The organism is Mycobacterium sp. SMC-4, assembly GCF_050205565.1.
Taxonomy (GTDB): domain Bacteria; phylum Actinomycetota; class Actinomycetes; order Mycobacteriales; family Mycobacteriaceae; genus Mycobacterium.
The window spans coordinates 328,264-342,266 of sequence record NZ_JBNMQU010000003.1; the positions used below are offsets into that span (position 1 = coordinate 328,264).

Annotated in this window: 13 protein-coding genes; 7 read left to right on the forward strand and 6 right to left on the reverse strand. The window is 68.6% G+C overall.

Annotated features, from left to right (window positions below):
- The first annotated feature begins 6 nt into the window (after positions 1–6).
- From ACQI46_RS08430 to ACQI46_RS08450, 5 genes are all read left to right on the forward strand, one after another.
- Entirely contained in the window at positions 7–1,215 is a 1,209-nt protein-coding gene (locus ACQI46_RS08430; RefSeq protein ID WP_427093515.1) for a DUF885 domain-containing protein, read from the forward strand.
- Positions 1,216–1,336: 121 nt separating this feature from the next.
- The gene (locus ACQI46_RS08435) at positions 1,337–2,800 is read left to right on the forward strand and encodes a glycine hydroxymethyltransferase (protein WP_427093516.1); all 1,464 of its coding nucleotides are present in this window, start codon (positions 1,337–1,339) and stop codon (positions 2,798–2,800) included.
- 126 nt (positions 2,801–2,926) lie between these two features.
- The gene (locus ACQI46_RS08440) at positions 2,927–3,754 is read left to right on the forward strand and encodes an acyl-ACP desaturase (RefSeq protein ID WP_427093517.1); all 828 of its coding nucleotides are present in this window, start codon (positions 2,927–2,929) and stop codon (positions 3,752–3,754) included.
- A 203-nt stretch (positions 3,755–3,957) separates the two neighbouring features.
- Positions 3,958–5,271: a PhoH family protein gene (locus tag ACQI46_RS08445; protein WP_427093518.1), complete on the forward strand. Its 1,314-nt coding sequence runs from the start codon at positions 3,958–3,960 to the stop codon at positions 5,269–5,271.
- Between the two features lie 108 nt (positions 5,272–5,379).
- The gene (locus tag ACQI46_RS08450; protein ID WP_427093519.1) at positions 5,380–6,063 is read left to right on the forward strand and encodes a polysaccharide deacetylase family protein; all 684 of its coding nucleotides are present in this window, start codon (positions 5,380–5,382) and stop codon (positions 6,061–6,063) included.
- Positions 6,064–6,074: 11 nt separating this feature from the next.
- On the opposite strand, the gene ACQI46_RS08455 is transcribed toward ACQI46_RS08450, so the two are convergent.
- Positions 6,075–7,481: a class II fumarate hydratase gene (locus ACQI46_RS08455; protein ID WP_427093520.1), complete on the reverse strand. Its 1,407-nt coding sequence runs from the start codon at positions 7,479–7,481 to the stop codon at positions 6,075–6,077.
- 31 nt (positions 7,482–7,512) lie between these two features.
- Positions 7,513–8,541, reverse strand: a complete 1,029-nt coding sequence (gene glpX, locus ACQI46_RS08460; protein ID WP_427093521.1) for a class II fructose-bisphosphatase — start codon at positions 8,539–8,541, stop codon at positions 7,513–7,515.
- A gap of 55 nt (positions 8,542–8,596) precedes the next feature.
- On the opposite strand from glpX, the gene ACQI46_RS08465 reads away from it, so the two are divergent.
- Both ACQI46_RS08465 and ACQI46_RS08470 read left to right on the forward strand, forming a co-directional pair.
- Entirely contained in the window at positions 8,597–9,268 is a 672-nt protein-coding gene (locus ACQI46_RS08465; protein WP_427093522.1) for a DUF4245 domain-containing protein, read from the forward strand.
- A 23-nt stretch (positions 9,269–9,291) separates the two neighbouring features.
- Positions 9,292–10,089 carry a dienelactone hydrolase family protein gene (locus ACQI46_RS08470; protein ID WP_427093523.1) on the forward strand — a complete coding sequence of 266 codons (798 nt, stop codon included), beginning with the start codon at positions 9,292–9,294 and terminating at the stop codon, positions 10,087–10,089.
- Between the two features lie 13 nt (positions 10,090–10,102).
- On the opposite strand, the gene ACQI46_RS08475 is transcribed toward ACQI46_RS08470, so the two are convergent.
- The 4 genes from ACQI46_RS08475 to ACQI46_RS08490 are packed head-to-tail and all read right to left on the reverse strand — an operon-like array spanning position 10,103 to position 13,973.
- Positions 10,103–11,155 (reverse strand): hypothetical protein, encoded by a 1,053-nt coding sequence (locus tag ACQI46_RS08475; protein ID WP_427093524.1) that lies wholly within the window; start codon positions 11,153–11,155, stop codon positions 10,103–10,105.
- Positions 11,156–11,165: 10 nt separating this feature from the next.
- Complete coding sequence (locus ACQI46_RS08480; RefSeq protein ID WP_427093525.1) at positions 11,166–12,323, reverse strand: AI-2E family transporter; 1,158 nt, start codon at positions 12,321–12,323, stop codon at positions 11,166–11,168.
- A gap of 40 nt (positions 12,324–12,363) precedes the next feature.
- On the reverse strand, positions 12,364–13,203 hold the full coding sequence (locus tag ACQI46_RS08485) for an SDR family NAD(P)-dependent oxidoreductase (protein ID WP_427093526.1): 840 nt from the start codon (positions 13,201–13,203) through the stop codon (positions 12,364–12,366).
- The gene (locus ACQI46_RS08490) at positions 13,200–13,973 is read right to left on the reverse strand and encodes an SDR family NAD(P)-dependent oxidoreductase (RefSeq protein WP_427093527.1); all 774 of its coding nucleotides are present in this window, start codon (positions 13,971–13,973) and stop codon (positions 13,200–13,202) included. Before ACQI46_RS08490 ends, ACQI46_RS08485 begins: the two co-directional genes overlap by 4 nt.
- Between the last annotated feature and the right edge of the window lie 30 nt (positions 13,974–14,003).

Below are 14,003 nucleotides of genomic sequence, written 5' to 3' on the forward strand. Positions count from 1 at the left end.
GTTGCCATGGACGCCGGTACTGATTCTGCAACCCTGATCCGCGACTATCTGATGCTCGGGCTGCGCTTCGACCGGGTGGAGGAGGGCTATGTCGACTCCTTCACCGGTGACCCCGCGCTGCGCCGAGCGGTGCAGAACGAACCCGCACCCGACCCCGCCGACCTGGCTCGGCAGGCCGAACGGTTGCTGACCGAACTCCCGGGCGGCCTGGAGGAACGGCGTGCCGAATTCGTCGGCGCGCACCTGCGCGCGCTGGCGTGCGCGGGACGCAAGTTCGCCGGCGAAGACGTCGGCTTCGTCGACGAGGTGGAAGCGTATTTCGACGTCCGCATCACCAAGGGGGACCCGGAGCGGTACGAGCAGGCGCACGCCAAACTCGACGAGGCCCTCGCCGGCCCGGGTCCGCTGGCCGACCGGGTGCAGGCCTACCGCGCCGGTGAGGAGATCCCGCCCGACCGCCTCGAGGAGGCCATCCACGCGTTCTCCTCGGAGCTGCGCGACCGGGTGCGGGCGACGTTCCCGCTGCCCGAGCGCGAGACCATCACCTACGAGGTGGTGACCGACAAACCGTGGTCGGGGTTCAACTACTACCTCGGCGACTACCGGTCCACCGTCGCCGTCAACGCCGATCTCAAGCAGCAGATGTCCAACCTGCCGCGGCTGGTCGCCCACGAGTCGTATCCCGGCCACCACACCGAGCACTGCCGCAAGGAAGCCGGCCTGGTCGAGGGGAAGGGGCAGGCCGAGCAGACGATCTTCCTGGTCAACACCCCGCAGTGCCTGATGGCCGAAGGGCTGGCCGACCTGGCGCTCTACGCCGCGGTCGGACCGGACTGGGGACCGTGGGCCGCCGAGATCTACGCCGATCTGGGGCTGCGCTTCGACGGTGACCGCGCCGAGATGGTGTCGGAAGCCACCGCGGCGCTGGCCGACGTCCGGCAGGACGCGGCGCTGATGCTGCACGACGAGCACCGCGACGTCGACGAGGTGGTGGCGTTCCTGAAGCGCTGGCTTCTGGTCAACGACGAGCGGGCCCGCCAGATGCTGCGGTTCCTGTCCTCACCGCTGTGGCGCGCGTACACCAGCACCTACGTCGAGGGCTACCGGCTGCTGCGCGGCTGGCTGGACGACCGCCCCGACGGTGTCACGCTGACCGACCGGTTCACCACCCTGCTCGACGAGCCGCTGGTCCCGTCCTCGCTGCGCGCCGCATAGGCCGTCAGGCTCCCTGTCCTCCGGTGTGCGGTTTCGTCCGGGACACGCCGGCGCAGGGGTATCGAATCGCACAGTCGACGCGCATTCTGCTGGCACCCACGCACCGATTAGGCTCCCTGCCATGACTTCTTCACCGCTGTCAGGTCTGGGCGCCGAGTACGCCGATACGGCCAGCGAGGCCTATCGCGCCGCACTGCAGGTGATCGAGAGCGTGGAGCCGCGCGTCGCCGAGGCCACCCGCAAGGAACTCGAGGACCAGCGGTCGTCGCTGAAGCTGATCGCCAGCGAGAACTACGCCTCACCGGCCGTGCTGTTGACCATGGGCACCTGGTTCTCCGACAAGTACGCCGAGGGCACCGTCGGGCACCGTTTCTACGCCGCCTGCCAGAACGTCGACACCGTCGAGGCACTCGCGGCCGAGCACGCCCGCGAACTTTTCGGCGCGCCGTACGCCTACGCGCAGCCGCACTCCGGCATCGACGCCAACCTGGTGGCGTACTGGGCGATCCTGGCGACCCGGGTAGAGGCGCCCGGGCTGGCCGAGCTGGGCGCCAAGCACGTCAACGACCTGTCCGAGGCCGACTGGGAGAGCCTGCGCAACAAGCTCGGCAATCAGCGGCTGATGGGCATGTCGCTGGACACCGGGGGACACCTGACCCACGGCTTCCGGCCCAACATCTCCGGCAAGATGTTCCACCAGCGCCAGTACGGGACCGATCCGACGACGGGCTTCATCGACTACGACGCCGTCGCCGCCGCGGTGCGTGAGTTCAAGCCGCTGGTGCTGGTCGCCGGTTACTCGGCCTACCCGCGCCGGGTCAACTTCGCCAAGATGCGCGAGATCGCCGACGAGGTCGGCGCGACGCTGATGGTCGACATGGCGCACTTCGCGGGCCTGGTGGCCGGCAAGGTGTTCACCGGTGACGAGGACCCGGTGCCGCACGCGCACGTCACCACGACGACGACGCACAAGTCGCTGCGCGGTCCGCGCGGCGGTCTGGTGCTGGCCACCGAAGAGTTCGCACCGGCCGTCGACAAGGGTTGCCCGATGGTGCTGGGCGGTCCGCTGTCGCACGTGATGGCCGCCAAGGCCGTCGCGCTGGCCGAGGCCCGGCAGCCGGCGTTCCGGGAGTACGCCCAGTCCGTCGCCGACAATGCCCAGGCGCTGGCGGACGGCTTCGTCAAGCGTGACGCCGCGCTGGTCACCGGCGGCACCGACAACCATCTCGTGCTGCTGGATGTGACGTCGTTCGGGCTGACCGGTCGGCAGGCCGAGTCCGCGCTGCTGGACGCCGGCATCGTCACCAACCGCAATGCGATCCCGGCCGACCCGAACGGCGCCTGGTACACCAGCGGCATCCGCCTGGGCACTCCGGCGCTGACCACACGCGGGTTCGGAGCCGACGACTTCGATCGCGTGGCGGAGCTCGTGGTCGAGGTGCTGAAGAACACCCAGCCCGCAGCGGGCCCCAAGGGACCGTCGAAGGCCAAGTACACACTGGCCGACGGCACCGCCGAGCGGGTGCGCGCTGCGTCGGCCGAGTTGCTCGACGCCAACCCGCTGTACCCGGGCCTGACGCTCTGACCTCGTCGCCGAAATTGCATTCCACGCGCGTCAACCCGCGACTTGACGCGCGTGGAATGCAAGTTCGGCGGGCGTGTCGCGGGCCGGAAATTTACGATCCCCACAGACTTGAGTTAATGTAACCGCATGGCACAGAAACCTGTCGCTAATGCACTGACGCTCGAGCTGGAACCGGTCGTCAATGTCGAGCTGCGCCGCCACCTCGACTCCGAGGACCCGTGGTTCGCCCACGACTATGTGCCCTTCGACCAGGGCGAGAACTTCGCGTTCCTCGGCGGCCGGGACTGGGATGCCTCGCAGGTCAGCCTGCCCAGACACGTCACCGACGCGCTGGAGATCCTGCTCATCACCAAGGACAATCTGGCCGGCTACCACCGCGAGCTCGTCGAGCACTTCATCCTCGAGGACAAGTGGGGCCGCTGGCTGGGTCGCTGGACCGCCGAGGAGCATCTGCACGCCATCGCGCTGCGCAACTACCTGGTGGTCACCCGCGAGGTCGACCCCACCGCCAACGAGAACGTGCGCGTCGAACACGTCATGAAGGGCTACCGGGCCAACACCTACAGCCAGATCGAGACGCTGGTGTTCATGGCGTTCTGGGAGCGCGCCCACGCGGTGTTCTGCCGCAACCTGCAGGCCCAGGTCGACGAGCCCGTGCTGGCATCGCTGGTGGGGCGCATCGCCCGCGACGAGGAACGCCACGAGGAGTTCTTCGGCAACCTGATCGCGCACTGCCTGACCACCCACCGCGACGAGACCCTGGACGCGATCGCCAAGCGCGCCGCGGAGCTCGGCGTCATCGGCGGCGACATCGACGCCTACCAGGACAAGGTGGCCAACGTCGCGGCGGCCGGCATCTTCGACCGCGACCAGCTGCGCACGGTGATCGTCGACCGCATCACCGCCTGGGGGATCGCCGACGAAGCGGCCCTGAAACAGTTCACGAACTCGTAACGCACGCGGCGTCCGGAGTTCGGCGCGCCTACAGAGCACGCATACCCGCGCGGGAGTACCGTCGGCTCCGATGGCTAGCGATTTGCTCTGCTGTCCGGGCGGTCCCGATTGAGAGGGCCGGCCCCGGTCCTGAGACCGCGTGTGTATCCACCGAGAAGTTCGTGTGGGGCCGCAGGAACTCGCGCAGCCTCGAGGAGTGCTACGTGACTGATTCGCCCATCAGAACCTACGTGCTGGACACGTCGGTGTTGTTGTCCGATCCCTGGGCCATCACCAGGTTCGCCGAACACGAGGTGGTGGTTCCGCTCGTCGTCATCAGCGAGCTGGAAGCCAAACGCCACCACCACGAGTTGGGTTGGTTCGCTCGGCAGGCGCTGCGCATGTTCGACGATCTCCGGTTGGAACACGGACGGCTTGATCTGCCCATTCCCGTTGGGGCGCAAGGCGGTACGCTCCAGGTCGAGCTCAATCACAGCGACCCCACGGTGCTGCCGGCGGGTTTCCGCACCGAGACGAACGACGCCCGCATCCTGACCTGCGCGGCCAACCTCGCCGCCGAAGGCAAACGGGTCACCTTGGTCAGCAAGGACATTCCGCTGCGCGTCAAGGCCGGTGCGGTCGGCCTGGCCGCCGACGAGTACCACGCCCAGGACGTCGTCACCTCGGGGTGGACCGGGATGGCCGAGCTCGAGGTGGCCGCCGAGGACGTCGACGCGCTGTTCGCCGACGGTGAGATCGACCTCGCGGCGGCCCGCGACCTGCCGTGCCACACGGGAGTTCGATTGCTGGGCAGCAGTTCTCACGCGCTGGGCCGGGTCAACGCCGACAAGAAGGTGCAGCTGGTACGAGGTGATCGCGAGGTGTTCGGCCTCCGGGGAAGGTCCGCCGAACAACGCGTCGCCCTCGATCTGCTGCTCGACGAGTCGGTCGGCATCGTCTCCCTCGGCGGCAAGGCCGGCACCGGCAAATCCGCGCTGGCGCTGTGCGCCGGCCTGGAGGCGGTGCTGGAACGACGCACCCAGCGCAAGGTCGTGGTGTTCCGGCCGCTGTACGCGGTGGGCGGCCAAGATCTCGGGTACCTGCCGGGCAGCGAGAGCGACAAGATGGGCCCCTGGGCCCAAGCGGTTTTCGACACCCTCGAGGGATTGGCCAGCCCGGCCGTACTCGAGGAGGTGCTCTCGCGCGGCATGCTCGAGGTGTTGCCGCTGACCCACATCCGGGGCCGGTCGCTGCACGACTCGTTCGTCATCGTCGACGAGGCGCAGTCGCTGGAACGCAACGTGCTGCTGACGGTGCTGTCGCGGCTGGGTTCGGGCTCACGGGTGGTGCTGACCCACGACGTCGCGCAACGCGACAATCTGCGGGTCGGCCGCCACGACGGCGTGGCCGCGGTGATCGAGAAGCTCAAGGGGCACCCGCTGTTCGCGCACATCACGCTGCTGCGCAGCGAGCGCTCGCCGATCGCGGCGCTGGTGACCGAGATGCTCGAGGAGATCAGCCCGGGGGCGCTGCCCTGACGGTGAATCAGACACTGGCGCACCGAAAGTCACAGACATCCACGTTTTGCAGACGGTTACTCGCACTTCCTCTGCAAAAGTCGGATACCTGTGACAGGTGAGGCATCAGTGGCTCGTTGGGTGATCGCGGTGGTGGCGGCGCTGCTGGTGGCCGCCGCCCCACCTGCGGTCGCGAACCCCATCGACTGCGCGGTGGTCAAGTGTGTGGCGCTGACGTTCGACGACGGGCCCGGCCCGCACACCGACCGGCTGCTGCAGATCCTGCGCGACTACGACGCACGGGCGACGTTCTTCCTGATCGGCGACAAGGTCGCGGCCGACCCCGCCGCAGCTCGGCGCGTCGCCGACGCGGGCATGGAGATCGGCAACCACACCTGGTCGCATCCGGACATGACCACGCTGGCACCGGATCAGGTCGCAGAACAGTTCCATCGCGCCACCACCGCGATCGAAGCGGCCACCGGTCAGCGTCCCACGCTGGCGCGCACCGGCGGCGGGCACATCGACGACGTGGTGCTCGCCGAGGCCGGGCGGCAGAACCTCGCCGTGATCAACTGGGACGTCGTCCCGTACGACTGGATGCACGACGCCGCCACCACCCGCGCTCTGCTGACGCAACAGCTCCGGCCGAACACGGTGGTGCTGCTGCACGACACACTCGGCGCGACGGTGGACGTGATGGCCGAGCTCGTCCCGAAACTACGCGCCGACGGCTACCACCTGGTGACCGTCAGCGAGTTGCTGGGTCCGCGAGTGCCGGGCGCCCTGTACGGCGCCCGGCCGCCACGCTGAACGGGCGAAGGTCAGTCGCCGTCGCGGACCTTGGCCATCGCGAGCACGTCGAGGCGCTTGTCGAGCTCCTCCTCGGAGAGCTTGTCGCCGATCAGGCCGCGGTCGATGACCGTCTGCCGGATCGTCTTCTTCTCCGCCAGCGCCTGCTTGGCCACCTTGGCGGCCTCCTCGTAGCCGATCGCCGAGTTCAGCGGCGTCACGATCGAGGGCGACGACTCGGCGAGCTCACGCAGCCGGTCCTCGTTGGCGACCAGGCCGTCGATGCACTTGGCGGCGAACAACTTCGACGAGTTCGCCAGCAGGGTGAACGACTCCAGCACGTTGCGCGCCATCATCGGGATGTACACGTTGAGCTCGAACGCACCCGACAGACCGCCGACGGTGACGGCGGCGTCGTTGCCGATCACCTGCGCGGCCACCTGGGTGACGGCCTCGGGGATGACCGGGTTCACCTTGCCCGGCATGATCGAGCTGCCCGGCTGCAGGTCGGGCAGCTGCAGCTCGGCCAGACCGGTCAGCGGGCCCGAGCCCATCCAGCGGATGTCGTTGGCGATCTTGGTCAGCGACACCGCGATCGTCTTCAACGCACCGGACGCCTCGACCAGGCCGTCGCGGGTGGCCTGCGCCTCGAAAGAGTCGAGGGCGGGCCGCAATTCGGCGATGCCGGTCTGCTCCACCAGCACCTCGACCACCTTGGCGCCGAACCCGTCGGGGGCGTTGAGACCGGTGCCCACCGCGGTGCCGCCGATGGCGAGCTCACCGAGGCGGGGCAGGCAGGCGCGCACCCGTTCGATACCGGCCTCGATCTGGCGGGCGTAGCCGCCGAACTCCTGACCCAGCGTCACCGGCACCGCGTCCATCAGGTGGGTGCGGCCGGACTTGACGACGGTGCGCCACTGGCGGGCCTTGGCGGCCAGCGACTCGTGCAGCACCTCCAGAGCCGGAATGAGCTGGCGCACCGCGGCTTCGGTGGCGGCGATGTGCGTCGCGGTGGGGAACGTGTCGTTGGAGCTCTGCGACATGTTCACGTGGTCATTCGGATGCACCGTCACGCCGTTGGCGGCGGCGATCGAGGCGATGACCTCGTTGGTGTTCATGTTCGAGCTGGTGCCCGACCCGGTCTGGAACACATCGATGGGGAACTGGTCGTCGTGGCGGCCCTCGGCGATCTCGGCCGCCGCGGCGATGATCGCGTCGGCCTTCTCGGCGTCGAGCAGCCCGAGATCCTTGTTCACCTGTGCGCATGCGCCCTTGAGCAGGCCGAGCGCGCGGATCTGGGTGCGTTCCAGCGGACGGAACGAGATCGGGAAGTTCTCCACCGCTCGCTGGGTCTGCGCGCGCCACAGCGCGTCCTTGGGGACCCGCACTTCACCCATGGTGTCGTGCTCGATGCGGTATTCGACATCTTTGTCGGCCATAAGGCTCCCTGTTCGTCTGGTGGGGTTCGGATTACGGCAAGGGGTAGGCGGCGGTCTTGTCGCCGGTGAAGTTGACCGCGGAGTACTCGTTGAGCTTGGAGAGCCGGTGATAGGCCTCGATCATCCGGACGGTGCCGGACTTCGAGCGCATCACGATCGACTGGGTGGTGCAGCCGCCACCGAAGAAGCGGACGCCCTTGAGCAGGTCGCCGTCGGTGACGCCGGTGGCGCAGAAGAAGACGTTCTCGCCGGCCACCAGGTCCTTGGTGGTGAGGACCTTGTCGAGGTCGTAGCCGCGGTCGATGGCGCGCTGGCGCTCCTCGTCGTCGGTCGGCGCCAGGATGGCCTGGATCTCGCCGCCCATGCAGCGGATGGCTGCCGCGGCGATGATGCCCTCGGGCGTGCCGCCGATGCCGATGAGCAGGTCGGTTCCGGACTCGGGGCGGCAGGCCGAGATCGCGCCGGCGACGTCGCCGTCCGAGATCAGCCGGATACGTGCGCCGGCCTCGCGGACGTCGGCCATCAGCTTGGCGTGCCGCGGCCGGTCCAGGATGCACACCGTCACGTCGGACACCGACGCTTTGCGGACCTTGGCGATGCGCTGGATGTTGGCCGAGATCGGGGAGGTGATGTCGATGAAGTCCGCCACGTCGGGTCCGGCGGCGATCTTGTTCATGTAGAACACCGCCGACGGGTCGAACATCGCGCCGCGCTCGGCCACTGCCAGCACCGAGATCGCGTTGGGCATGCCCTTGCTCATCAGCGTGGTGCCGTCGACCGGGTCGACGGCGAAGTCGCACTCGGGGCCGTCGCCGTTGCCGACCTCTTCGCCGTTGTAGAGCATCGGCGCGTTGTCCTTCTCGCCCTCGCCGATGACCACGACGCCGCGCATCGAAACCGAGTTGACCAGCTCGCGCATCGCGTCGACGGCCGCACCGTCGCCGCCCTCCTTGTCGCCGCGACCGACCCAGCGGCCCGCGGCCATGGCGCCGGCCTCGGTGACCCGCACCAGTTCAAGGGCAAGGTTGCGGTCCGGCGCTTCACGTCTCGATGGCGTCATGCGCCAGATTGTCCCATTAACGGGTTGATCTCAGGGAGCTGGGATACTGGCAACCATGACGACGCCGCCCGAGCCGGGCCACACGGTCGCGGAGGTTCCCGGTCCGCGCCCTCCGAAGTCCCGCCTGCTGCAGGACGGCCGGGACATGTTCTGGTCGATGGCGCCGCTGGTGGTGGCGTGCCTGGTGTTGGCCGGGCTGCTCGGGATGTGCTCGTTCGCACCGTCGGGGCCGGGTACCGGACCGACACCCGACTACGACGCCCCGGCCGCGTTGCGCGCCGACGCCGAAGCGCTGGGCATCCCGATCCGTCTCCCCGCGGTGCCCGAGGGCTGGCAGTCCAACTCCGGCAGTCGTAAAGGCATCGACTCCGGCCGGACCGACCCGGCCGGCGGGCAGCAGGTACGCGCGGTCGCGTCGACGGTCGGATACCTGACGCCGACGGGGCGGTACTTGAGCGTGACCCAGAGCGACGCCGACGAAGAGAAGCTGATCGCGACGTTCGGCCCCGATCTGGTGCCGACCGGCACCGAGGACGTCGACGGAATCCGCTGGATCGTCTACCAGGGCGGTGAGCGCGACGGCAGGTCCGGAGAACCGGTGTGGACCGCACGGATCAGCGGGCCGACCGGTCCGGCGCAGATCGCGCTGACCGGCGCCGGCAGCCCCGAGGAGTTTCGTACGCTGGCCGCGGCGACGCAATCGCAGCCGCCGCTGGACACGAACTAGCTGCTCGACGGACGGAGACCGCCATGACCGCCCCGGAATCAGACCTCAGCGGGTGGGTCGCGACGCCGTTTACCGCGGCGGGCCTGACCTACGACGTCTACCGCAAAGGACAGGGGCCCGGGGTGGTCCTGATCCCGGAGATGCCAGGGCTGCACCCGGGCGTGCTCGCGCTCGGAAACCTGCTGGTGGACAACGGGTTCACCGTCGCCGCCCCGTCGCTGTTCGGGACACCCGGAAAGCCGTCACTGCGTCCGGGCGCGGCCCCGGTCATGCTCAAGGGCTGCGTCGCCAAGGAGTTCGCGGCGTTCGCCACCAACGCAGACCGTCCGGTGGCGCACTACCTGCGCGCGCTGGCGCGGGACCTCAACGCGACGACGCCGGGTGCGGGCGTCGGCGTCATCGGGCAGTGCTTCACCGGCGGGTTCGCGTTGGCCGCCGCGGTCGACGACAGCGTGCTGGCGCCGGTGATGAGCCAACCGTCGCTGCCGCTGCCGCTGACGTCGAAGCACCGCCGTGACCCGGGCGTCTCCGAAGCCGAACTGCAGGTGGTGCAGCGACGCGCCGCCGAGCAGGGGCTGTGTGTGATGGGCCTGCGGTTCAGCGAGGACCCGCTGTCGCCCGGCGAACGGTTCTCGACGTTGAAGAGCCGCCTCGGCGATGCCTTCGAGGTCATCGAGATCGACTCGGGCAAGGGCAATTCGGACGGCTTCAACCGGATGGCGCATTCGGTGCTCACCGACCAGGTGCGGGAAGTCGACGGACATCCGGCCTACGAGGCGCGCAAGCGTGTAGTCGAGTTCCTCAAGAGCCGGTTGAGCTGAACTCGCGGACCGGTCAGGTCCGGGTCCGGGCGTGGCGCTCCTGCTCCCGTTTGGCGAACGTCGCGTTGCGCACCGCGTGGTCGCTCTCGAAACTGGATCCCAACGCGCCGGCGAACGTTCCCAGCGAGCTGGCCAGCAGCGCCAGCTCGACGTAATCGAGCAATGTCGCCGGATGGCCCAGCCGCGACTCCAGGTAACCCCATGGGATGACGACCAGCGCGCCGAGCAGCACAGCGACGAACAGCAGCGCGTACATGATGGTCACCCCCACCACCAGGGTCAGCACGGTCGCGCTGTTGTACAGCGCGGCGTTCTTCCGGTCGTCGAGATTCTGCGGCCGTGCCCACAGCCCGTTGTAGAGGATCAACCACAGCATCATCGCCGACACCGCGATGAGGCTCACCGTTGCCAACCGCACTGCACTCATCGCATCGGCCATGTTCCAGATGCTGTAGTAGAAGACCCCGAACGCGGCCGTCGCGACCGCCGCGGCAAGTGCACTGGACAAGCTCGGGATCAGGCGCCACGGGCGGTTGACCCGGACCATGCCCAACAGCAGCCGAGGTCGACCGCGTCGCGGCCGAAGCTCCACGCGCGAACTGGTGCCCTCGTCGTCGGTGGTCAGTTCGCGACGCGTGGGATCGGCCAGCGAAGAGGGCGGTCTGCGCGGACCCGTGTCCTGGTCCGCGTACATCGCCCGCACGACGTACACCAGCGCCTCGCGAACCCGGCGACGCAACCGGACGGGCCCCAGCGCGGGCAGCGAGATCAACGCGGCACCATGGCTGGTCCAGGTATCGGAGACGAGCAGGCGGGTGCCCACCCGTCTGGTCAGCTCGGTGAGGCAGATGAGGAGATCCCACTGCTGATCGCGCTTGACCTCGGAGCTGCGCTTCCAGACCTCGATGTTGCCGTCGTCGTCGAGTGGCAGTGCGCGGCTGCACACCTCGAGCTTCCAGTCCACCTGATCGCTGATCTGGCGGGCGAATTCGGCCGGCAGGTCCGCGGAGAGCGCCTCGGCGATCTTCGTCGACAATCCGGGATCGGCGATCAGGCCTACCGTCACCGTTTCCATGTCACGCCCGCAATCGCCTGGGCACCAGGCGTTGCCACCACGCGATGTCCCGGTCGTGGTCGTCGGTGGAGTCGGCGCGGGTGCCGGTCAGCTCGTCGAGTGGTTGGTTCTTCGTGACCGCGAGGTAGACGCTGATGGTCGTCACGATGACGATCATCAGCACCGGACCCAGCACGATGCCCCAGAATCCGAACATCCCCAACCCGGCGAACACGGCCAGCAGCATCAACGCCGGATGCAGGTGGGCGCTCTTGGGGACCAGGAACGGCCGTAACACGTTGTCGATGCTGGTCACCACGACGAGGTGGAAGGCCACGACGAAGATGCCGCCGACGGGGTTGCCGAAGACCGCGAGCCCGATCCCCAGCGGGATGGTGACGATGCCACTGCCCAGCGGGATGAACGACAACGCGGTCAAGAAGATCACGAACATGAAGAAGCCGTCGTGCAGGCCGGCGATGTAGAGCGACACCGCCCCCGCCACGCCCTGGCAGGTGGCGATGATGAACTGGCCCTTGACCGTCGCCGAGACCATCGCGCCGACCTTGGCCAGGTAGATGTCGGAGACCTCGCGGCCCAGCGGGTTCAGGTCGCGGAACAGGTCGGCGACCTTGTCGCCGTTGGTCAGCAACGCCAGGAACACATACAGGAAGATGATCGCGCCGGTCACCACAGAGGTGAGCCCGCCCACCGAGTCGCGCGCCACACCCAGGGCGACCTCGCCGGCGCTCTGTCCCACCCGGGCGATCGCCTGGCGCACCGACTCCGGTGTGAGGGTGGTCTCGACGAACGGCACCCGCGCCAGCAGCTCGTTGGCCGAGTCGAGCAGCCGCTCAGCCAACGCGTTGAAATCGGTCTGCTGTGCCCATGCGCCGATGCTCGTCACCATCTGGCTGATCTGCATCACCGCCAGGAAGACGACGCCCGAGAGCGGTATGGCGACGGTCGCGAGCGCGGCCAGCAGGGTCACCGTCGCCGCCAACCCGGAGTTCATCTTGCGGTGCAGGCGTCGATACAGCGGGGTGAACAGGTAGGCCAGAACGGCGGCGACAGCGATCAGCAGTACGTAGCCGCGCAGGAAGTAGGCGCCGAATCCGAGCGCGATCAGCGTGATGACAGCCAGCACGCGCTTCTGCGTCGGGGTGAACTGTTCGGTCACTGGGTCCTCCCGCCCGCCGCGCCGACGGACGTCGGTAACCCTATCTGGAGTCGACCGGCGATGACGGCGCGTCGGGCGTCTGCCGGGACCGTTGTCCTGCGATGAAACGCATCGACATCCGGTTCATCAGGCTGGGCGCGACACGTGCGAACAGCCACTGGGCATGGGCGACAGTGGGTTTGACCAGGATCGCCTTGTTGCGTTCGACCGCGCGCAGGGTGTCGCGGGCCAGTCGGTCGGCGTCGTATGCCTTGCCGCCCTGGGTCTGCAGGAAGTAATCGCGGCCGACGAAGCCGCCGACCGCACCCTTGTCGAGGATCGGCGTCTCGACGGCGGCGGGGCAGACCACCAGCACCCCGACGCCGCGCGGCACGGCTTCCGAGCGCAGCGCCAGCGACAACCCGACCACGGCGTGTTTGGTGGCGACGTAGCTGGTGACCTGTCCGGCCGCGGCCAGCCCGGCCATCGACGCGGTGTTGACGATGTGGCCGTGTCCCTGGCGCAGCATCTGCGGATAGGCCGCGGCCACACCGTGCACGACGCCCCGCAGATTGACGTCGATGATCGCGTTCCATTGATCGAGGGACAGCAGTTCGGTGTCGCCGCCCCAGACGATGCCGGCGTTGTTGAAGATCAGGTCGATGCGGCCGGCCCGGTCGACGATCTCGTCGACGGCGGCCTGCACGGCGGGGGCGTCGGTCACGTCCAGCCGCGCTGCGCGGGCCCGGTCGGACAGCGTTGCGGCAGTGCGGCTTGCGGCGGCGTCGTCGACGTCGGTGCACACGACGTGCGCACCGGCGGCGTCGAGGGCGCGGCACAGGGCCGCGCCGATTCCCGAGCCCGCGCCGGTGACCAGCGCGTGCTTGCCCGCGATACTCACGCCTGACCCATCAGGCGGTTGACGTGGGCGATGATGTCCGGATAGCGCTTCAAGTGGGCGCCGCCGTTGATGTCGAGCACCTCGCCGGTCATCCACGACGCCGCGGGGGAGCACAGGTAGGCCACCGCGTCGGCGATGTCCTGGGGTGTCCCGGCGCGGCCGATCGCGGTGTTGTCGACGTAGTCCTCGACGACGCCCGGAACCGACGCCGCGGCCTCGGTCAACGGAGTGTGGACGAAACCGGGCGCCACGGCGTTGACGCGGATGCCGCGCGGACCCATCTCCAGCGCCGCCACCTGGGTCAGCATCGACAACCCCGCTTTGGCGGCGCAGTAGGCGCTCATCCCGGCGGCCGGTTGCCGTCCGTTGAGCGAACTGATGTGCACCAGCGATCCGCCCTGCCGCAGATGGCGGCCGGCGTGCTTGGAGACGATGAACGCGCCGTTGAGGCAGACGTCGATGACCGCGCGGAACTCGGAGGCGGGCATCTCGGTGATCAGACCGACGTTGCTGAACCCGGCGCAGTTCACCGCGATGTCGATGGGACCGACGTCGTCGAACAGCCGCTGCACCGCGTCCTCGTCGATGACGTCGACCTGGGCCGCGGAATGCCCGGAGCCGAGCTCCTCGGCGCGGGCTCGGGCAGCGTCGCCGTGCAGGTCGGCGATCGTGATGGACACACCTTGGGCGGCCAGCGTCTGCGCGGTCGCCCACCCGATCCCGGATGCACCGCCGACGATGACGCCGACGCGTCCCTTACCGTTGTCCATCCGGTGAGCCTTTCGACGAGTGGGTAGAAC

Coding starts and splice junctions, on each gene's coding strand:
- ACQI46_RS08455 (WP_427093520.1), bottom strand. CDS start 7,481: ATGGCCGACAAAGATGTCGAATACCGCATCGAGCACGACACCATGGGT.
- ACQI46_RS08430 (WP_427093515.1), top strand. CDS start 7: ATGGACGCCGGTACTGATTCTGCAACCCTGATCCGCGACTATCTGATG.
- ACQI46_RS08470 (WP_427093523.1), top strand. CDS start 9,292: ATGACCGCCCCGGAATCAGACCTCAGCGGGTGGGTCGCGACGCCGTTT.
- ACQI46_RS08465 (WP_427093522.1), top strand. CDS start 8,597: ATGACGACGCCGCCCGAGCCGGGCCACACGGTCGCGGAGGTTCCCGGT.
- ACQI46_RS08490 (WP_427093527.1), bottom strand. CDS start 13,973: ATGGACAACGGTAAGGGACGCGTCGGCGTCATCGTCGGCGGTGCATCC.
- ACQI46_RS08440 (WP_427093517.1), top strand. CDS start 2,927: ATGGCACAGAAACCTGTCGCTAATGCACTGACGCTCGAGCTGGAACCG.
- ACQI46_RS08435 (WP_427093516.1), top strand. CDS start 1,337: ATGACTTCTTCACCGCTGTCAGGTCTGGGCGCCGAGTACGCCGATACG.
- glpX (WP_427093521.1), bottom strand. CDS start 8,541: ATGACGCCATCGAGACGTGAAGCGCCGGACCGCAACCTTGCCCTTGAA.